At 39.1% G+C, this 20625-nt stretch carries 16 protein-coding genes; 8 read left to right on the forward strand and 8 right to left on the reverse strand.

Annotation, left to right across the window (positions count from 1 at the left end):
- Window positions 1-13: 13 nt before the first annotated feature.
- Window positions 14-1123 (reverse strand): UDP-N-acetylglucosamine--undecaprenyl-phosphate N-acetylglucosaminephosphotransferase, encoded by a 1110-nt coding sequence (wecA, locus tag VRUMOI_RS11195; protein ID WP_231897455.1) that lies wholly within the window; start codon window positions 1121-1123, stop codon window positions 14-16.
- 418 nt (window positions 1124-1541) lie between these two features.
- On the opposite strand from wecA, the gene VRUMOI_RS11200 reads away from it, so the two are divergent.
- From VRUMOI_RS11200 to VRUMOI_RS11220, 5 genes are all read left to right on the forward strand, one after another.
- Window positions 1542-2768, forward strand: coding sequence for a polysaccharide export protein (locus VRUMOI_RS11200; RefSeq protein ID WP_089139856.1), 1227 nt, complete (start codon window positions 1542-1544; stop codon window positions 2766-2768).
- 107 nt (window positions 2769-2875) lie between these two features.
- The gene (locus VRUMOI_RS11205; protein WP_089139857.1) at window positions 2876-3319 is read left to right on the forward strand and encodes an arsenate reductase/protein-tyrosine-phosphatase family protein; all 444 of its coding nucleotides are present in this window, start codon (window positions 2876-2878) and stop codon (window positions 3317-3319) included.
- Between the two features lie 91 nt (window positions 3320-3410).
- Window positions 3411-5600 (forward strand): polysaccharide biosynthesis tyrosine autokinase, encoded by a 2190-nt coding sequence (locus tag VRUMOI_RS11210; protein ID WP_089139858.1) that lies wholly within the window; start codon window positions 3411-3413, stop codon window positions 5598-5600.
- A gap of 239 nt (window positions 5601-5839) precedes the next feature.
- Window positions 5840-6739 (forward strand): hypothetical protein, encoded by a 900-nt coding sequence (locus tag VRUMOI_RS11215; RefSeq protein ID WP_089139859.1) that lies wholly within the window; start codon window positions 5840-5842, stop codon window positions 6737-6739.
- A 97-nt stretch (window positions 6740-6836) separates the two neighbouring features.
- A complete protein-coding gene (locus tag VRUMOI_RS11220) occupies window positions 6837-8924 on the forward strand; it encodes a YjbH domain-containing protein (RefSeq protein ID WP_089139860.1) in 2088 nt (695 codons plus the stop codon).
- Between the two features lie 138 nt (window positions 8925-9062).
- Here the strand turns inward: VRUMOI_RS11220 and VRUMOI_RS19615 are convergent, their stop codons facing one another.
- The 3 genes from VRUMOI_RS19615 to VRUMOI_RS11230 form a co-directional block, all read right to left on the reverse strand.
- Entirely contained in the window at window positions 9063-9191 is a 129-nt protein-coding gene (locus tag VRUMOI_RS19615) for a hypothetical protein (RefSeq protein ID WP_269459971.1), read from the reverse strand.
- Window positions 9192-9563: 372 nt separating this feature from the next.
- Window positions 9564-10823 carry a hypothetical protein gene (locus tag VRUMOI_RS11225; RefSeq protein WP_089139861.1) on the reverse strand — a complete coding sequence of 420 codons (1260 nt, stop codon included), beginning with the start codon at window positions 10821-10823 and terminating at the stop codon, window positions 9564-9566.
- Window positions 10820-12856, reverse strand: coding sequence for a site-specific integrase (locus VRUMOI_RS11230; protein WP_162598367.1), 2037 nt, complete (start codon window positions 12854-12856; stop codon window positions 10820-10822). Before VRUMOI_RS11230 ends, VRUMOI_RS11225 begins: the two co-directional genes overlap by 4 nt.
- 202 nt (window positions 12857-13058) lie before the next feature.
- Here VRUMOI_RS11230 and VRUMOI_RS11235 point away from each other — a divergent pair, with 202 nt between their 5' ends.
- Window positions 13059-14006 carry an IS30 family transposase gene (locus VRUMOI_RS11235; protein WP_110410617.1) on the forward strand — a complete coding sequence of 316 codons (948 nt, stop codon included), beginning with the start codon at window positions 13059-13061 and terminating at the stop codon, window positions 14004-14006.
- Between the two features lie 2 nt (window positions 14007-14008).
- On the opposite strand, the gene VRUMOI_RS11240 is transcribed toward VRUMOI_RS11235, so the two are convergent.
- The 4 genes from VRUMOI_RS11240 to VRUMOI_RS11255 all read right to left on the reverse strand — a co-directional run bounded on the left by VRUMOI_RS11240 (window position 14009) and on the right by VRUMOI_RS11255 (window position 18140).
- Window positions 14009-14962: a hypothetical protein gene (locus VRUMOI_RS11240; RefSeq protein WP_110410655.1), complete on the reverse strand. Its 954-nt coding sequence runs from the start codon at window positions 14960-14962 to the stop codon at window positions 14009-14011.
- Window positions 14949-15989 (reverse strand): hypothetical protein, encoded by a 1041-nt coding sequence (locus VRUMOI_RS11245; RefSeq protein ID WP_162598368.1) that lies wholly within the window; start codon window positions 15987-15989, stop codon window positions 14949-14951. The genes VRUMOI_RS11240 and VRUMOI_RS11245 overlap by 14 nt, the downstream gene beginning before the upstream one ends.
- 437 nt (window positions 15990-16426) lie before the next feature.
- On the reverse strand, window positions 16427-17512 hold the full coding sequence (locus tag VRUMOI_RS11250; protein WP_110410657.1) for a hypothetical protein: 1086 nt from the start codon (window positions 17510-17512) through the stop codon (window positions 16427-16429).
- The gene (locus VRUMOI_RS11255) at window positions 17505-18140 is read right to left on the reverse strand and encodes a hypothetical protein (RefSeq protein WP_089139634.1); all 636 of its coding nucleotides are present in this window, start codon (window positions 18138-18140) and stop codon (window positions 17505-17507) included. The genes VRUMOI_RS11250 and VRUMOI_RS11255 overlap by 8 nt, the downstream gene beginning before the upstream one ends.
- Window positions 18141-18544: 404 nt before the next feature.
- Here VRUMOI_RS11255 and VRUMOI_RS11260 point away from each other — a divergent pair, with 404 nt between their 5' ends.
- Together VRUMOI_RS11260 and VRUMOI_RS11265 are read left to right on the forward strand one after the other, a co-directional pair.
- Window positions 18545-19702 carry a site-specific integrase gene (locus tag VRUMOI_RS11260; RefSeq protein WP_110410658.1) on the forward strand — a complete coding sequence of 386 codons (1158 nt, stop codon included), beginning with the start codon at window positions 18545-18547 and terminating at the stop codon, window positions 19700-19702.
- Window positions 19703-20323, forward strand: a complete 621-nt coding sequence (locus tag VRUMOI_RS11265; protein ID WP_089139632.1) for a hypothetical protein — start codon at window positions 19703-19705, stop codon at window positions 20321-20323.
- Window positions 20324-20625 lie beyond the last annotated feature (302 nt).

Raw genomic sequence — 20625 nt, forward strand, 5'->3', positions numbered from 1 at the left:
TCGAAGATTATCTTCATTGACCGCTTTTATTTAAAGATGTAGTTTTTACTTCGATATGGTTAGTTTCTAAATTAAACCAAGATCTTAACATAGCTGTGACTCGCCAAATATAAGATAACAATAAAGCATATATAATGAATAAAGCTAGGAATGAGAAAAACATTATAGACTCTGAAATATGTTGAGCTTCACCATAAAGACCAAACCCTGCGCATAATGAGGCAAAGAAACATATCGCTAATAACGTTTGACGAGAAGTAAGCCCTAAACGTTGGCAAATATGGTGTAAATGTTCTCGATCTGGCTTAAATGGAGAGTCACCACGTCGAATACGACGGATCATAATCGCAGCCATATCCATCAAAGGAATAGCAACAAACCATAATGCAGTGACAGGTCTAATTGAAACTCTTCCTTCAATTTGGCTCATACACATTAAAGACCAAACCACAATAAAACCTATCATCATGCTGCCAGCGTCACCCATAAAAATTTTACGCTGACGGCCTAATAGCCCAAGATTAAATAAAACATAAGGCAACATAATAATGATAAGAACTAAACAAATATAAGCATCGTTTAGATATCCTTCGACAGCAAGCAGCAGCCCCATTGCGCCAAAGGTTACAATAGATAACCCACCTAATAAGCCATCAATACCATCCACCATATTAAAGGCATTAATCAAGCCTATCACTGCAAAAACAGTCACTATATAGCCAAACCAATCAAGATGAATATCACCAACCCCAAGAATATCACCTAAAGAATGAAGTTTCACATCAGCAAAAATCATCATTGCTAATGCTAATCCGCCCTGAACTGCAAAACGAATTTTAAAATCAACATCATATTTATCATCAAGTACACCAACCACAAGTAAAATAACCATCGCGGAGCAAAGATGATAGGGGTAAGTAAAGCTTGATGGATTAACTAAAATATACAGTAAAAAAGTGATGCTAATGGCAATACCGCCAACGAGAGGTATCGCCCCGCTATGATTTTTTCGAGCATTAGGTACATCAACTAACTGGATTCTTTTCGCTAAACTTCTTAACGCATAGAGGAGACTCAAGGAAAATGTAAATATGATGAGCAGTTCAAGTGTAATATACAGCAAAATTTCATCCTTAAAATTGAGTCTATTTTTGGTAAGTTGCTGGCACCACAATGATTAAGCAATCGACATACCAAGCAAAATGAATACATTCATTCATTTCTTGCATGAATATGATACATAAAAAACTCGTTTTTAGTTAAAAAAAAAGTAGCTAAGGAGCAAAAAATCAACAACAGACCTATAAGGGGAGTATCTGTTAGAAGCATTTGAACATTGCAACTCTCATTAAAGCGTTACGCTTATTTATTTATAAATACACATGGAGTATCATCGAAATGTCTCAAAGTACTCACCTTAATGCAAGTTAACATTTTATTAACCCAAGTAAGGTATAAGCATTATCAAAAATGTTGATAATGCATAATTGTGAATGTTTTTTAACCATTTCATCTTCACATCAAATGAAACAATGGATTGTATGAATATATCAAAAAAGCCGTTATCTTTACTGTTGGTTAGCCTTGTGCTGTCTGGTTGTACTATGCCAGGTTCTCACCTTAGCTTGTCAGGAAAAAATGTCATTGAACCAGAAACCTCTTCAAATTCTGATGAAAATAAATCAGAAGATGATCTTTCAAGTAGAGTCAACGTCTATAAGTTATCACCAAGTACAGTCATCGGATTTAAATCACCTGAAGTAGCTTCTCGTAGTAATCCCTCATTAGATGAACAGGTAGCAAAATATAATTATTACATTGGCCCTGGCGATATTCTCAATATTACTATTTGGGATCACCCTGAGTTAACAATACCTGCCGGCTCTTATCGTAGTTCAAGTGAATCTGGTAACTGGGTACATTCTGATGGTACGATTTTTTATCCTTATATTGGTACTGTTCATGTAGAAGGGAAAACTGTCACTCAAATCCGTGATGAAATAGCGACTCGTCTAGCTAAATACATAGAAAGTCCTCAAGTTGATGTCAACGTCGCGGCATTTCGAGCTCAAAAAGCTTACGTTACTGGTGAGATAAAACAGCCAGGTCAACAGCCTATCACTAACGTCCCTATGACTATTCTCGATGCTATTAACCGCTCCGGTGGGCTAAGCGCTGATGCTGATTGGCGAAATATAACGTTAACCAGAAAAGGACAAGAAGAAAGCATCTCCCTTTATGCTTTAATGCAACGAGGTGACTTAACTCAAAACCGATTACTCCAAAACGGCGATATCATTCATGTTCCCCGTAATGACAACCAAAAAGTGTTTGTTATGGGAGAGGTCAATGATCCCCAATTACTGCGTATCGATCGCGCTGGCATGAGTTTAACTGAAGCATTAAGCAGTGTTGGTGGAATTAACCAGCTTGATGCGGATGCAACCGGAGTCTTTGTTATTCGCTCAATCAAGCAACCGACTACAACGGCAAACTCAAATGTAAAATCAGAGGTTAATGCATCCACATCCAGTGAAAGTAGTAAAGAGCAAAAGCCAGCACCTATTGCCAATATCTATCAACTTGATATTAAAGATGCAACTGCGCTAGTGATCGGCACCGAATTTGAAATGCAACCTTACGATATTGTGTATGTAACGGCAGCACCAATTACCCGATGGAATCGCGTAATTATGAAATTACTCCCAACCATCAATGGATTTAATAACCTATCTGAAGGCTTAAATTACTATACAGACTTAAAGTAATAGACCGACTTAAAGTAATGTTGATAAAAATGAGTGACTATCACACAACAATAACGTTCAATGTGTGATAGTCGTTCTTATTCCACTGGTTGTATGAAAGGAATAACATGTTTAACAAAATACTGGTAGTTTGCGTAGGCAATATATGCCGCTCTCCAACGGGAGAACGCCTGCTAAAAAAAGAGCTACCCCATAAACAAATAGCATCAGCAGGGATAGCAACAGAGAAAAGCGGTTTATCTGGCAAACCGGCAGATGAAACAGCCAGCACCTTAGCGGCAGAGCATCATGTTTCATTGGATAACCACACCGCGCAGCAATTAACTCGAGAACTTTGCCGTGACTACGATCTTATTTTAGTCATGGAAAAAGGACATATTGACGCTGTCAGCAAGATAGCACCAGAAGTTCGCGGTAAGACTTTATTATTTGGAGAGTGGATTGGAAGAAAAGACATTCCGGATCCATACAAAAAAAGTCGAGAAGCTTTTGAATATGCATTTACATTAATCGAACAAGCCTCGGTCGCCTGGGCGAAAAGATTAAAATAGTAACCATGATTTAAGCACTTTAGCCAAGTTATTTAGGTACTTGGGTATAAATCATACACAAACACTTTACTTTATAGCCTTTGGGATCAAGATGACTGTAAATAACAGCACACACAAAGAAAGCTCAGGCCATGCATCCTCTCACAGTGATGTGATTGATCTTGGTAAACTATTTGGCATTTTATTAGACCATCGTTGGTTTATTATCATCACCACCTTCATTTTTGCGGTTTTAGGTGTGAGCTATGCTTTATTAGCCACTCCGATTTATAAAACAGATGCCTTGATCCAAGTCGAGCAAAAAAGTACGGGTCTACCTGCACTTAATAGTGAAATGACGGATCTGTTTGATACAGAATCACCCGCGGCTACAGAAATTGAAATTTTAAAATCTCGTATGGTATTGGGTGAAACCGTTGATAACCTTAATCTCACTACCGTAGCTTCTGGCAACTATTTCCCTATTGTAGGTAAAGGGTTATCTCGAATATTCGGAGATTCTCAGCATATTCAAATTAGTCGATTTGATGTTCCAGATATGACAGAACCTCAGGCTTATACACTTACCGTCACAGCTCAATCCGTTGGTTCGTTTGTTCTTAGTGATGAAAATAACAACATAATTTTAGAAGGGAAGGTCGGCGAACTAGCTCAAGGCAATGACTACTCTTTATTTGTAACCAATATAGAAGCTGATGATAATGATAGCTTTACTATCAGAAAAATTAGCCGTTTAGATGCGATACAAAATTTACAAAATGATCTTGCCGTTAGTGAGCGAGGTAAGCAAACAGGGATACTGCAACTGTCTCTTACAGGTGAAAACCGTGTTGATATTCAAGCTATATTAAACGATATTAGCCAAAACTACTTTATGCAAAACGTGGCACGCAACTCAGCAGAAGCTGAAAGCAGCTTGGCCTTTCTAAAGAAACACTTACCATCCGTTAAAGAGCAACTTAATGATGCAGAAGACAAATTAAATCAATACCGCCAAACTAATGAATCAGTCGACCTCAACATGGAAGCCCAATCCACGTTAGACGTAATGGTTTCATTAGAATCTCAATTAAATGAACTGACATTTAAAGAAAGCGATATTTCAAAGCTTTACACCAAAAACCACCCTGCTTACCAATCCTTATTGTCAAAAAGAAAAACTTTATTGACCGAAAAAGCACGTTTAGATAAACGCATAGAAAAGTTGCCGAAAACACAGCGTGAAATTTTACGAATGACACGTGATGTTGAAGTAAACCAACAAATTTATATTCAGCTCCTCAACAAAGTACAAGAACTCAACATCGTTAAGGCGAGCACCGTTGGTAATGTTCGCATTATCGATGGCGCACAAAGTTTTACTCAAGCGGTCAAGCCTAAAAAGCCGTTAATTGCTGTTCTTGCTACTTTACTTGGTGGGATGATTTCTGTAGCACTGGTGCTACTAAAAACCGCGATGCACCGTGGGATTGAATCACCGGATGAAATAGAAGATATTGGCCTACCTGTTTATGCCTCTATTCCTCTTTCATCCTGGCAAGTAAATACAGAGAAAAAAAGAGAAAAGAGGAAGGGAAACCTTCCTATCGAGCAATCGATTCTATCCATCGCAAACCCTACCGATATCTCTGTTGAAGCTTTGAGAAGCCTCAGAACTAGCCTTCACTTTGCCATGATGGAAGCTAAAAATAATATTTTAATGATATCAGGACCCGGCCCGTCACTGGGCAAGTCATTTATTTCAACAAATATCGCAACCGTCATAGCTCAATCAAGTCAAAAGACTTTAATCATTGGTGCCGATATGCGTAAAGGGCATATCCACAAAACATTTGACTGCAAAGTAAGTCCAGGTCTTTCTGAGTATCTCAGTGGCCAGGTTGAGATGAATGAGATTATTCAATCATTAACTATTGATAATTTAGATTGCATTACCCGCGGAGATATACCACCAAATCCTTCTGAGTTATTGATGCATCCTCGCTTTAAAGCTTTACTTGATTGGTGCTCTGAAAATTATGATTTTGTATTAGTCGACACTCCTCCTATTCTCGCCGTTACAGATGCAGCAATTATTGGACAACATGTTGGTACAACGCTAATGGTTGGACGATTTGATAAAACGACAGTCAAAGAAACAACGATTGCATTACAACGCTTTGAGCAAAATGGTATTAACGTTAAAGGATTTATTCTTAATGCCATGGAAGCAAAAGCGGCCACTGCTTATGGTGGTTACGGTTACTATCACTATGAATACAAAAGCGACACCACAAAATAGCGCAATTTTTGCTTAAAACCCCTCGCTGGTTTACTCATTTGAGTAAACCAGCCCCTACTCCCCACTCATTCATATCGCAAATAAATAAAAACTTAATAACATTGTGGCACTTTGATTATTTACAAACCACCTACAAATGAAATATGGTAGTGTGTAAGTGAAACTGTGTGCTGATCCAAGGGATGGCTTCTCTTATGATGGGCAATCATTAAATTAATTATTTTATTTATGAGGTAAGGATGAAAAATCATAAAGCAAAGATACTCTCACTGTGTATTGCAAGTGCTCTTTTATATGGCTGTGGTAGTGATAGTGATGACTCAGGTTCAAATACAAGCGCCATGGAAGTTCAAGCTTATGATGGACCAGTAAGAAATATGATCCCTAGCGCTATTTGTGATGATGGCACAACAGTAACAGGTGATGCGACGGATGATAATGGTTTAACGGATCTAACCGGGTACGATCCAGAGAACTGCACCTTAACCTTTACAGGCAATAATGATGCTGTTGATATGGAAAATGGTCGAGACATGTCTGGTGTTAAATACTCAGCACCAAAAGGCTTATTTTCTCGTGATGGAAGTGCTACTTTATCGCCTCTCACCACTTTAATTGACAAAGAATTAGATGGAGCGGCTTATGACGAGTCAACCGCTAGCGATATCTTATTGAGCCTTGGTTTAGATGAAATCGCCAACAATGGTATTTCTATTAAAGAACTTCTTTCTGAGACCGAGTCATCAGTTGCAAAATTAAAAAAGAATAGCCCAACCCTTTTCTCTAAACTTGCTGCTACTAAAATGATTTTATCTGATGCAGTAAGCGCTCTGCCTGATGCGGATCCAACCAAAATTGCAGCTGTGACCAAAAAGTTATCAGAAATCTTGGTTAAAAATATGCCTAACTTCCCGCTTGATGATTCAGGAAAAGAAAAGGTTGTTAACTTAAAAGAAAAACTCAAAAATTCTGACTTTGTAGAAAAAGTTCAGTCTGATCAAATTTCAGAAGATGATGTTAAGCAAGCGCTAGAAGAGAATACTGCCGCTGCAACAAAACCTGAGCCTACCGATCCTGATACACCTGCAACAGGCGGTGGTGGTACTGGCGGTACAGGAAGCACTGGTACAGGTGCATAATCCTTTAAGTTAAAACCATCTGAATTAACGCCGCTAATGAAAAATATTTAGCGGCGTTTATTTATCTGCATAATAACTACAAGGATAGAATGCTGTCATGCAGACGAGAAAAAAAGCGTCATCTATAACCACTACCATTGCTCTAACACTCATATCACCAGCGATCTTTGCTAGTACAGCCGTTGATAATTTATCGTCACACCAAAGTTTCACCGGGTTAACGAATACGCCAAATGCGCAAGTTTTAGATACCGGTAAATTTAACTTGTACTACGGACAAGGTGTTCCTTATAAACAAGGTATTGGTGAACTCGATAACTGGGTTGGAAGCTTCGGGGTATTTCCAGGTCTGGAAGTGGCTGGCCGAGTAGTCACACAAACCTACGATTGTAATATTTATACAGAATCTAATTGCGGTATTCGTGATTTATCCGCGTCAGCCAAATACCAACTCCCATTCATTTATGACTATACGGGCTTTAACTTAGCCATTGGTGCTCAAGATATGGGAGGAGCAGCCAATAACTTCCAAACAACTTACATTGTTGCGGATAAAAGTTTTGAGTTTTTACCATTACGGTTCAGTGCCGGTTATAGCCAATCAAAAATTGAATCAGGGATCATGGATGGCCCTTTTGGTGGTATCGAGTTCCAGCCGTTTTCATTTATTCAATTAACAGGCGAATATGATGCCACGGAATTTAACTCTAGCGTTAAAGCGATGACACCAAAAGGTTGGCTTCCTCATGACATTCAAGCAAGTGTCAATTATCAAGTCTATACAACACGAGAAGATACCGACCATAATATCTGGGGGGCGAATATCACTGTACCGGTCATGGGATACTCTGATACCCAACCCTACACCACCACAAAAAATAAACCGACACCTCAGGATTTACTAAGCTCAGAACTGACTCACTCGGAACTTTCTAGTTTAACGACGCTGACAAGAAAGCTACAACAAGAGGGTTTTCTCAATATTCAAATAGGTAAAGTCCAAGATCGCATAGTTATTGCCTTAGAAAACAGACGTTATAACCGAAACCAAATCGATGGTGCCGGGGTTGCCTTAGGTATTATAACAACCAACGCCGGTGAATCGCTAAAACACAACTTAGAGATCAATACTGAAGACACCGATATTGATCTTATTATGTTAGCGAATGGTATACCGATGCTATCCATCACAACCGAAGCTAAATGCTACCAAGAGTTCTTATTATCAGGCATTGCATGTAAACAGCTGAAAATATCAACGGATAATCTCACCGCTAAATTAGATGCAGCTCAATGGCAACATCATAAAATCAATAATGGTTTAGGTCGAACGCAAGTTATCGTTTCCCCAGCAGCTCGTTATTCCTTAGCAACGGAATACGGCGTTTTAGATTACTCCGTCGCACTCGCAACCAATGTTTACATTCCTTTATGGAAAGGATTTGCTGCCGACGTTCGCTACCTTCTTCCGATTGATAACAGCGATGATTATGAAGATGGCAAAATCTGGGGAAATAATCAGTTTGACAATGAAATCGATCGAGCGGTTCTTCACCAAGCCTTTAGATTGCCATTTAATATGATGACGCAATTCTCTGCGGGCTATATTTATGGCGGTTATCTTGGAGGCGCTAACGAAACCACTTGGTATTCTCCTGAAGGTTACCACTCTTTAAGTTTCCAAGTGAGTGAGTTCACTTACAAAGATGACTATGATGAGTATGGTAATTCAATGGATAATAAAGGGACGGTTTTGGGTAGCTATACCCTCTCGATTCCTCAATACAATTGGCAATTTGAAGTCACTGCCGGTGAGTTCTGGGAGGGTGATAGAGGAATACAAGCCACCACAAATCATTGGTTAGGTGATGTGAAAGTGTTTGCCTCTTATCTTAATAGTGAAAATGAACAATTCGTCACAGCCGGCGTATCGTTCCCACTGACATTCTGGCGAGATATGAAACCGGGTTATGTGCAGGTGAGGGGTACTGATGAGTTTTCTCTATCTGCGCAAACTCGCGTAGGCGAAACCCATAATCAGCTCAATACTGGTCTAGGATCAAAGTTAAGCTTCCAACATGATCTTTCAAGACAGTACTATAGCAGAAGCCGACTTACACCAAGTTACTTTAATAGCAATGTAGAACGTTTAAGAAATGCGTATTTGAAGTATTTGGCTATTTAATAGATCTGCCCCTCCCAATGTTAATAACACAACGGCGGGGCTAATCCACTTTTCACTTACGAAAGCTTGAAAGGAGTATTGTTGTCGGAGCGAATTAATGTTTGAAACTTTTTCATCTTTCGAGCCTAATTCATTTGGTCATTTTTTTTTCAAATGACGCTTGTCCCAACGATAAGCATAATAGAGCATTAGACCACCACCGATAAATAAAAAAGATAAGCCAATTAATAAAGGAACAAAACCTGCAGACAAATTAATTTGAATCACGAGACATCTCCTTTAATTATAAAAATAAACCATCTGTCATATTATAACCAATCCCTCTCTATCCACATAATTTAATGACTTAGTAGCGTTCTTTACCTACATGAGAGATAAAGTGTATAAGTTCAGACTAGATCTGATACTTCAATTTGAAAAGTTGAGTGTTAGTCACTTTGATTAAAGGTGTTTAATCATTCATCAAAAACAACAAGAGGTAACTCTCATGCTTCATACTAGCAATCTACCGCTTGCTAGCGATAGCTTTTCCTGTGTACTTATTTCGCATGAGGCCTTAGCTAACTAAGGCGACCTCACTGATGAAAGCTTAAAGCAATTATCTAAGATTTATTCCTCTCTGGAGAGAATTTACGCACCTTACTCAGAGCTCATACACTGCAGTGCAAAATAGTGTTTACCATCACTACTTTTGAGATGCATAACACTTGTTTTTTTATCAAATCCAATCCAAGTTCCATCTGACAGAAACCTTAAGATTTCATTCAAAGCCTGAACATTAATCGATATACTGATATCGTCGTCAAACCATGGTGTTGGTATGGTCAACACATCACTGGCTTGTATTGTTCCCTTATGTATCGCTATATGAATTTGTGTAGGCTCTTGGTGGCTATACTGCAATTTGAGCTTATTTTTTTCATTTGATTCCGTTATATCTAAACGGATTAGTGATTCTAATAAATACGTAGGGCGATCGACTTCTACAAATCGGTCAAATACCCGTAATTGTCGCTCTCTGGATTCCCGGTCAAAATTAGGTAATATCACTTTAAAACTACAAAACCACCCTAAATTCCTTACAATCAGTCTATCACCATGCAACTCTAATGTGACGGTGTTCTTTACTTGAGTGAGTATGCCAATTAAATAACTTAAATGATCCGCATTTAAATGGCACCGTCCTACTTGCCCAATTGAACGGTCGACCTCTACCTCATAACTCATTAAAATTTGTCCCTTCCCTGATAAAATTTTCATTATCTTGTTTTCATCGGTACTGTTGTCATTGCTATCAAGCCCGAAAACAAATGACGTAAATTCATCATTATTCACATTTGAAAACGATACATTGTTTATCGCTTTGATATGTTTTAAATATTCTAACAATACAGATGATTTTATGCTTAGAGAATGTATTGGCGGCTCTTGGTCAAAGTAATACTGATTGTGACTCTCATTCGAGGAACTTGGCACAGTTAATGAGTATTTAACATCATTCACGGGAATAAAATCTGCCGATGATAGCTCCCCAAACAAATCCCCTTGATCGGCTCTCGATTCATAGACCGACTTTAATTGGAATTTATCATGCTTTATCTGTATCAGTTGTATGTGACCATCAAATGAGATCAGCTTATCAATAAGTGAGTAAAAACTTTTGGCTGGCACTTCGATACTTATATCAGCCGTTATTGTTGAATCAATAATTGACCAGGTATAACCGGCATGTACACCGGATAAACACCCAATATGATTCGATATATGGAGCTCACTTTTATACGGTTTAAAAGTTAATAACAAATTGCAAAATTCATTATCAACCAATGCAGTAGCAATGAACTTAATAAACTTATGTCGACCATTTTTATCTAATATCACCCATGACCCAGCCATCATAGAGCCTCCTTGTGAGTGAGAAGGTTCATGCTGTCTATCAGACCGTTACCATCATTCGCCCTAGTGGCATTAAACTGTACATACGAATGATATGCTTGGATGTGCTGAGCGATAGCTAAGAAATTGTCCCACAAAGGCCAGCGATAATTATAGGGCCTTAACGACGCCTTTAAACACTTATCATCTGCGATAACCCAATGCACAGAGTGACCTTTGTGTTCAATAAGATCCTGCCAGTGTTGAGCCTCTTTTGACTTCAAATCATCACTGATGATTTTGACAGTTAACCCACTCATTCCAAGGCTTTCATAAAACACAAGAATACTTCGAAGATCAGATTTCTTAGATATCGCTTTATCGTGAATAAAATAGCGTAAAAATTTCATAGATTGAGCTGAAAGGCGCTTAAATCTGTCCCTATCTTGATAAGAAATCGAATTAAGTCGCTGACACAAACGCAGCCAGGGCGCTCGTTGGTTCACTTTAATACTAATTGTCTCAGGAATAGTCGAGGCTTGTTGACACCAATCAAGTAAACTATTGTGAACGGCCTTATCGTGAACACCTTGCTGCAACCAACTGATTTGATAAACAAAATCAGAAAACATCAGGCCACTTTGAATATTCAACGGCCTATCCAACACTTTAGGAGCTAAGACTTTGAAGCACTGTTTATTCGGAAGCTTGCGTTGAACAAATTCCGTTACCCCCTGTAATAAAAGCAAAACTTTCTCAGGATTATCTTCACATGGTGAGCTTAGAGATTTAACGAGTTCGTAACCATAATTAGAATCGCTCGTCCACTGCACAAGTAATGACTTTGAGAGCGGACGCTCTATTGATGAAATCTGCCATTCAACCCAATCAATCAGATGTAAGTAAACCCCAAACATCGTTGATGGACTTGCATGTCCAATCTTGTCACTCACCCAATCCAATATAGGAAAATAAGAAGACAAAGGCTGATTAAATGACTTGAAATACTCCTTAACTTGATCTCGTTTTTCTTTAGAAAATAAGGCATGTTTTAGAAAATACGGGACTGTTTCCATTGGTAAATCGAAGCTAATCAATGACAACAAAATCACCCAATTATTGGCTGCGCAGTGTCGAAAGGTATGAGTAACAATGCGTGGATCTTGACAATGTTGACGACAATGCCCTATAAACTGATTTTCCAGCTTTTGATAGATAGTTCTTCCTCCATCCTCACTCCAAGACTGAAAAAGATAAGCTTGCTCATCGTGTCGCTGAGCTACTTGCTCACAATGTTCAATACATAGCGTCAAAGCATCATCTGGAAATAAAAATAACGGAATTTTACGAACCGCATGAAACGTCTTGCGTTTTTTTTCATCGGTTATATACAGCATTCCGGTATCGCAATAGATATCACGGCATTTTAAATGAAGGGCTTCATCTTCACGAAGACCTGCGTAATAACACAGTATCATGAACACGATAAGCTCCCTTTCGAGTCCCCCTTTACCTTGCAGGAAACTTTGACAGCATTCATCGAACATGAGAGGAGGAAGGTAATTAACTCGTACCTTCCCTGAGGCATTGACCAAATCAAAGATGTCTAAATCAATGGCTGGAAACCCATTATATTTTAAACAATACCGTAAGAAGCGTGCGACCGTATATTGGCTATTAATATCCTCAAAGTGATCAATTCCAATCTGACAAGCTTGAGTAAATGTTTCAAGATCAGTTTCCAGTATGGATAAATCAGACCAAGCATGTTTTATGAAGGTTTTGATACGAGAGTGATAGGTCAGCAAAGAGCTTATCGCTAGCTTTGTTTTCCATGCAGAGCCATGGATGAATAAAGATATGAGCCAATCAACCAATAATCGGCTTCGCCATGAAAGTTGTTTATTAGACAGCGCTATCACCTCTTTCTTCGCCTCAGAAAAAGCTAAGGATTTTCTCGTTTCTTTAGGATCGACTTCTCGGTAACGCTGCAATATATCAAGTAGTTGAGTATGGTATTGTGCCTCGTGAACAAATATTGAATCCGCTGTTTTCACGTTACTTTTCTCACCGCTAGTCTGTATCACATACTCAATGCCAGCCCCTTTCTTATACTCAACTGAGTCATTAAGATATTTATGTTCAATGAGTTGGCCCTGATTTCAGATAATAACTGCGACATTCATGGAATGGTGTAGAAGAGGAAACCAACTGCTGAAAGTGGTACGCTCTTCTCGCCAAAGAAACAAGCGGACTACCATGAATTATCAGCAGTTGACCGAGGGAAGACGATACCAGATTTCTGCCCTTTTAGAACAGGGAATTTCAATTTCTGAAATTGCCAAAACCGTAAAATGTCACCGCTCAACTCTCTATAGAGAGTTGAGACGATGCGGTACAAAAGAACAATATTCACCAGATACAGCCCAGCAACTATCTAGGGCAAAGCGATTAAACGCATCTAAGTATCGAGTACCGCAACAACGTGTCGAATTTATTGAGTTTTTAATAACGCAAGACTGGAGTCCAGAGCAAATATCTCACGTTCTTACTCGTATTGGAGAAAAAGTCAGTCATGAATGGATTTACCGTTTTATTGCCTGCAATAAACGGCAAGGCGGTAAACTGTTTCGTCATTTACGCCAAGGTCATAAACGCTATAGAAGAGGCAAGAAAGATAAAGCTCCCGCAATAAAAAATGCCATTTCAATAGATGAAAGACCCAAAGATGTCGATAATCGTACACGTTTTGGTGATTGGGAAATTGATACAGTTCTTGGTAAACATGGTACGGGCGCTATTGTCACAATCTTAGAGCGAGCCACACGGTTTTATTTAGTAAAAAAAGTGCCTTCAAAATCAGCAGAAGATGTGACCAGAGCGACGATAGACTTATTACGGCCATACAAACGATTTGTTCATACTATAACGGCCGATAATGGCAGAGAATTTGCGGGTCATATGGAAGTAGCACAAGCCTTAGAAACCGATGTGTATTTTGCTCACCCTTATAGTTCTTGGGAGCGCGGTGCTAATGAAAATGCTAATGGCCTGTTGAGACAATATATCAAGAAAGGAACAGATTTACGGTCGGTGAGTGATGATGAAGTTGAGCGAGCCCAACTTCGGATAAATTATCGTCCAAAGAAGTGTTTAGGGTTCAAGCAACCAGCCGTCATTTTTAGCAAAATGATGTTGGCTGCTTGAAATTACAAATGTCGCAGTTCGGAGTTGAATTTGGGGCTATCTCTATAATCATGATGTTTGACGATTTGCCCTGTCATTGCCCGAATAAATGACACTTCATCTAGTGCATGGTTATATCGCCATAAGTTTTGCAATCCAACGCTATGGTGGAGCAAACCAATGCTTTTCAGTACAGCAGACTCTTTTGTAGCGAAATGCCCATCAAGGATCTCTTTGTTAACTGAGCCACAAGCGCTTACAACCCACAAATTTAATGCACTTTTAACCCACTTGTTGAGCTTCGACTCCGTTAAGGTTTTAACACTGGCACACAAGGGTAGTAATGATTTCCATGCGAGTAATGACGTTCCATGCAGGTAAAGCCTGCGGTGACTAGTTGGTAAATACACGCTAATGACGGCCAAGTCGGCAATTGAAGCAGCCGTATCATGATGAACCACCATCAATTCGTACAATTCATTTAGCTTTGTTAAACCCGTTTTATAAGCCACCATCAACAAAAGCTGTCCTGCGTAAGCAGAAGGCTTTTCTATGGCTCCATTCGATAGGTGATTTTCTTTTATTAACACGGGCTCCTTCGACTTTTCATGTAACTGTTCAACTAACATCTCAATGAAATAAACAGGCAACTGATTGGTATGAAACACCGGTTTTTCTCGAGGCAAAGGCATACGAACTACAGGAGCAATTAACGTATTACGATGCTGAACATGCTCTTCAAATAAACCATCTAAAATGGCGGTGGTCATTTCAAGCTCCGCTCGGCTTTGCACCGCTAACGAAAGTGGCTTGCTTTGAGATGAAATGGCTGAATCTGACTTCAAACGCTTTTCATCAAGCAATGCAGGACACTGGCTATCGATACGAGTGAGTACAGTAAGCACCGCGTCTTTATGAAGTTTTGAAGGAAAAGGAAGACGATTTTCAAAAAAATTGACCCATTCATGAAATAACATATCGTCCCTCCTCTGTAATTTTCTCTAGGCTATCAATGATTTCCTTGTCAGTCCTGGTATTAAAAAGCGTTGAAAACTCGCGCTCTAACACTCCTCTTTGTCTCTCTGCTAGTTGAGGGATAGACGAAAGCTGATAAGACGATAAAGGACTTTGTCCCCGTTCAAAGTGGTTCATTAAGACATTCAATTCCGTTTGCGAAAAATCATTGTCATGCTTGGTGTTCGCCCCTTCAAACACAGTTCGTGCAGAGACATGCCGGAAAGTACCAGGTTCTAAATCGCTGAGATAAAGCTTAAATAAACGTGCGACTTGTTTTGGTTCTAATGGACACCAATACTCACCATCAAAAACCGTTACAACGGGTTGCTTTTGCCGATCTTGTGAAGATGTACTCATAAGCTGAAAAGCTGATTGAAAACGCCAGTAAGCCATAACGAGCACTTTTAACGAGTCGCTTAATATCAATAGCCGCCATTCATCTTCATGATGACTCCGCTTATCTTGCACCGTCCATACCCCAATCTCATGTGCACAATTTTTCATGCAAGGGTATGGCGATTTTACCGGACGGAGGCTAAGTTCAGTGGCGCACCGAATGTGTACATACAAGGCTGATATTTCGCTATATTGAGATAAACACTTGGCTACCGCTGAGCTTTGTTGAATGGTTTGGCTAGCATAACCATAAAGGGCGCTCTGTAGTCTTTCAGTCGCGTGATGGCTTAACTGCAACAATCTTTCAAATACACGCTGATGGACTTCTTTACGCAGTGTGATCGCAGAGCCAAATTGATCGTGATAGGTTTCGTGATTTATTGTCGAGAATGCACTTTCAGAGTTCCATTCCAGTAGTTCCTTTCTGCCTAGAGCTTCTAAAAATTTATACCAAGAACGATGAATAATATTTGGCATGGCTTCGAGTTCAGCATTGATATAGTGCATCTGAACACTGCCTTGCTCAGATAAATAATCCAGTAAGACATGTGGAATTTTATCACCACAAAATCGATGGAATGTCTGAAACAACCGACTAACCGTCACTTTAAAAGGAAATATATGTTTAGATTTAGATAACCGCTCTCTTAACCATTTTTTGTGATCTTCTTCTGTGATCTGAAAAGATTCTAATAACGCTATCTTATGGCGCTTTTGTGCAGGAAGATCTTGCAAAATCAGCTGAAAAAGTGATTGTATTGGCCAAGGTAATGGTAGCTCTAAGGTCCCTTTTAAAACGGTTTGTGAAGAATAATATTGCTTCGAACCAAGCGGGGTTGCTTGCCTTTAAACAGATCACAGGGCAAGAGTAAACAGCAACTCCTGACGTTGCTTACGCTCATAAACAATTTGTTTGGGCATTTTGGAACTAGACTCTTTCGCTTTTCGGTTGATCAGAACCCAAGCGAAATCTTTAATTCCAAGTACTTTGAGAAAAAACAAGAACCAATGTTTTCTCTGAGTTTTATCTAAACTTTTAAGTTCCCTCTCATTAGCTCTGGTGCGTTGTAGTTTAACCAAGTAGAAAACTCATCGACGGTTAAAACCTGGTTATCCATGGGTAGTCTTTTGTTCGCCCGTCGATAAGCATTTGCCATCCCTGCTGCTTCAAGGTGAAATTTTAATCTCGCTTGCTTAGTCGTGAGCTCTTCTTTATTGATAGCCGTTGAGGCTGCTTCTTCAGCTATTGATATGGCTTGCTCTGAATACTCTCCATCGATATCGGTTGGAGTCTGTATGTTGACCTCATACCCATCTATCATCATATTTCTCTGATGCTGATTAATAGCCTGATAAATGGGTCGGTTCTGATTGCGAATAGTTTTCGGTTTTACCTGAAAATACCCAGCCAAATCAACCAATTCTGGGTTTGCTTGGCAAAGGCGGAATAGTTCATTTAGCGAAGCGTCCTTCAAGACGGATAAAGACACTTTTTTCCAAATTGAAGGCAGATTTTGTCGAGCTTTATCAAAATCTAAGCACATTCGGTAATTCAGTTCTGCGCCGTACTCTTTTAACCTTGCCAACAATAGAAGCCACCATTGCACATCCGGCTGTTCGAGCAAAGATAAAACTTGCTGATGAACTAAAGACGCTTTGAGCTCCTCACGATTAAATACAATGAGTAGCAAGGTCGAAAATAGTGGGTAATGAGTAAGATAAGAATGCAGATCCGATCTTTTAATATACAAACTGTGGGTATTTACCACTCCCTCACTTTCTAATGAAGACGACTGCGATACATAACGATGAAAATGACTAAACTTATCTATCGTAAAGGCCATTTTTTTATTAATACGCTCTTCAAGCACATTACTGCTGTCAGATATCCCTGTGACGACTTGGTGCCATTTTTTCAATACTTGATATGAGGAACTTCTTGATAATAAATCAGAGGTTAAAGGGCATAGGTCATTTACGGCTTTAACACCTTCTCGCCAACTCGCAAGAGTTATAGAAAAATCATCTATTTTTGATTCTGTTAAATAAGCATAAAAGCCTTCACAGAAAAACGACAAATCCTGATTTTTTAACTTAGTCGCTTCATTACTCATGTTCACCACCCGAATTCTCAACAGATTGAACAAAAAGATCTGGTATATGCGAAGTCAGCGAATCCCATGAGAAGTCCGTGTCCAGATAACTGTTTAGAGCTAAATCTTCATCTAGTTTTTCATTGTTCTGCAAGCTAGAAGCAAACGACTCAATCTCTCGGCTTTCTCTCGATAACGTAGAGCGATTACATCCTAGTACTTTGGCGTAATCTGATTGGGACATGAGGGGATGGTAATTAAATGCTTCCTGCCAATATTTTTCCAAACCATATAGAGCTTTTGATCCATAAGACGAACTTGCCTTGAAATAAAGGTGGTCAACAATACGTGTTTGGATCTCATCCAGTGTTTTCGCCTTACCAAGGATAGCAACCTCACATTGGCAATCGGGCTCTACTTGGCTCAACAACTCCAACTCTGAAAGTGACTCTAACGCATACATTTCTCTTTTATGTACCAGTACTTTTACGGGAAATATGCTCCGCTTGATCCTGACGATCAATTCATCACATCCAACCTTCCTATGGCATCGCATTAAATAATTCGCCTGCTCAGGATCTGGATTCAGAGGGGCTAAACGTACTACTTTTGAAATGAATATCGATTCAACTGCTATTTTATCAACCATGTCACTCTCTCTTTTTTCATTCTCTATATGCTAGATGTGCAAAAAAAAAATTTCGGACATAAAAACCCCCAATAAAAATGTTACGAAATATTTCAAGAAATTAGAGAGTGACGAAAAAACAAGGAAAAGACAGAGAAAGGAAGAGCAATAAAATAAATTAAAATCAATAACTTAAAAAACTTAAAACTATCATAGGTTAAATGTAACCATGAGGTTTTAGTGAAGACTTGCAATAAAAAAAACACGGGTAGGATGGAAGGGTAAGTAAAAAAGCAGTTGAGACAAAGGGGATGCCCCCCCTCTGCCTCGTACTAGCTACTAAAGCGTTTAACCCAGTCAAGCCAGTGTGAGTATTTTACCGAACTCCATTTGGCAAAGACAACTCTAAATAATGGAGATTTGATATGGCGAATTACCGTATCCGACCAAATGGCATCATTCAGTATGATCTACATGTATTTGGCATCCGCTTTCGCGAAACGTCAAAAATGCCGGCCACCCCAAAAAACATCAAGATAGCTAAAGCGACAGTGAAGCAAATAAATGCTGAGCTTGAACTTAATACGTTTGAATACCGTGATTTTTTTCCTAACAGTAAAAAAGTCGCCAAATTTGAGGCACTGCGTCGTGAAAAAAGCCCAGATATGCTTTACCCCTATTTCGATGATTACGCCTGTGAATGGATTGAACGTCAAACTCATCGATGGTCTAGCTCTTACACCAAAGCCATCTCAGGGGATATTCAACGCTACCTTATCCCATTTTTTGGCAATACATTGATTAATGAAATCACCTTAAAACAAGTTGAATATTTTCGAGAATCTTTGGCCAATAAAGAAAAATCAGACGGTTGTCCCTTACTTAGCACGAAAAGAGTTAATGCACTCGTTGGCCCTTTAATTTCGATCATTAGTGTTGCCTCTGAAGAGCTGAAATTTGACTATCCATTTCGACGCTATAAACGATTACGAGAAACGGTTGCTGAATCTAGCCCATTAACCAAAAAGCAACTACAAAGCTTTATGGAGCATGTGGATCCACAATGGTATGACTACTATTTAGTTCGCTTTTATACCGGTATGAGAAGCTGTGAGATCCATGGGCTTCAAGTCAAGCATTTGGCCTTTGAGCATAGACTTATAAAAATTCGACAAAACTGGGTTCAAGGAAAATTCTCAGATGTGAAGACCCCAAAATCTCGTCGAGAAATAAAAATGAATGAGCAGGTATATCAGGCCTTGAAAAGAGTGGTTGAAACCAAGAATCATCAAGATGATATGGTGTTTACCGACTTAAAAGATCGCCCTTTAAGCTGTCATTATGTGGCGAGAAATATCTGGTATCCGACATTAGAAAAAGCAGGATTGGAAAGACGTCGTCCTTATGAAACAAGGCATACTGCTGCGGTACTACATATGGCGGCACTTGAAAACCCAGTTTATATCTCACGAATGTTAGGACACAGCAACACTAAGATGCTGTTTGATATTTATGCGCCTTATGTCATCAATGCGACAGGTAGGGATGGTTCAGCTTTTGCGCAATTGATGGCGGAGGAATAAATGATGGATAAAGTACAGCTCACCACTTTAAAACAACAAATATCGAAATTAAAAGAAAGATTGAATATAGACGCTTCCGATATAAATCTTATCGATAAAATTTCTTTAGGGCTACTAAATGTAGACATACAAGCTATTTGGTGGGGCTCAGAAGGATCTTTTTTAAATAACCCGAATCCATTATTACAAGATGAATTATCAATTTATGCTCAACGTACTTGGCAACGTTGGCGAACACAACCGCCGATGCTAGCACTCCTATTTGATAGCATAAACATATACCATCATCCTGAAGTTACGTATCAATGGGATCTAAAATTACATCAGCAATACCCTGAGTTGTCATTGGTAAAATATTGGTTAGCCTCCGTGAATGTAACCCATCGAGAGGTACACACTAATCAAGCTGACTTATGGTTCAAACACCTAAAACTGACACATTCACTCTTATTAGCACAGCATCAACAAACCCTAAACCCAGGTTGTCTTGTTGGTTATGCAGAAAATAGAGTTGTGATAGTGGATTTAGAAAAACGAAAATGCGTCATCGCAAGTCAAGATGCATTTACAACCTTCCAATCCAGTGGGATGACGTTTATACATTATCCATACCCAACTTAATCACTAAATTCTGATGAGCTTGAACAGAATTCAAGCTCATCAGCATCTTGCGAAGAAGATATATTATAGTCCGTTGGCTAAATCCGCTTACTAACAAAAAACACTTACGGTTCAAGTAATTCGTCAGCAGAATCAGCACATGAGGCTATAGCTTGACTTCGCTCAAGAAATCAACGTTTAAAAACGATAGAGCAGCCACAGTCCCTCATTAATAGCTCAATTGTGTACGTTAAAACAGAGAACAAAAGAGCGTCTAAGCACGCATCATCAATACCCGCATCAGAAAGGCTGAACAAAATAAG

The sequence above is a fragment of the Vibrio rumoiensis genome (assembly GCF_002218045.2).
In the GTDB taxonomy this organism is placed as follows: Bacteria; Pseudomonadota; Gammaproteobacteria; order Enterobacterales; family Vibrionaceae; genus Vibrio; species Vibrio rumoiensis.

Coding starts and splice junctions, on each gene's coding strand:
- VRUMOI_RS11250 (WP_110410657.1), bottom strand. CDS start 17,512: ATGAGTAATGAAGCGACTAAGTTAAAAAATCAGGATTTGTCGTTTTTC.
- VRUMOI_RS11265 (WP_089139632.1), top strand. CDS start 19,703: ATGATGGATAAAGTACAGCTCACCACTTTAAAACAACAAATATCGAAA.
- VRUMOI_RS11260 (WP_110410658.1), top strand. CDS start 18,545: ATGGCGAATTACCGTATCCGACCAAATGGCATCATTCAGTATGATCTA.
- VRUMOI_RS11205 (WP_089139857.1), top strand. CDS start 2,876: ATGTTTAACAAAATACTGGTAGTTTGCGTAGGCAATATATGCCGCTCT.
- VRUMOI_RS11220 (WP_089139860.1), top strand. CDS start 6,837: ATGCAGACGAGAAAAAAAGCGTCATCTATAACCACTACCATTGCTCTA.
- VRUMOI_RS11215 (WP_089139859.1), top strand. CDS start 5,840: ATGAAAAATCATAAAGCAAAGATACTCTCACTGTGTATTGCAAGTGCT.
- VRUMOI_RS11240 (WP_110410655.1), bottom strand. CDS start 14,962: ATGTTATTTCATGAATGGGTCAATTTTTTTGAAAATCGTCTTCCTTTT.
- VRUMOI_RS11225 (WP_089139861.1), bottom strand. CDS start 10,823: ATGATGGCTGGGTCATGGGTGATATTAGATAAAAATGGTCGACATAAG.
- VRUMOI_RS11255 (WP_089139634.1), bottom strand. CDS start 18,140: ATGGTTGATAAAATAGCAGTTGAATCGATATTCATTTCAAAAGTAGTA.
- VRUMOI_RS11210 (WP_089139858.1), top strand. CDS start 3,411: ATGACTGTAAATAACAGCACACACAAAGAAAGCTCAGGCCATGCATCC.
- VRUMOI_RS11235 (WP_110410617.1), top strand. CDS start 13,059: ATGAATTATCAGCAGTTGACCGAGGGAAGACGATACCAGATTTCTGCC.
- VRUMOI_RS11200 (WP_089139856.1), top strand. CDS start 1,542: ATGAATATATCAAAAAAGCCGTTATCTTTACTGTTGGTTAGCCTTGTG.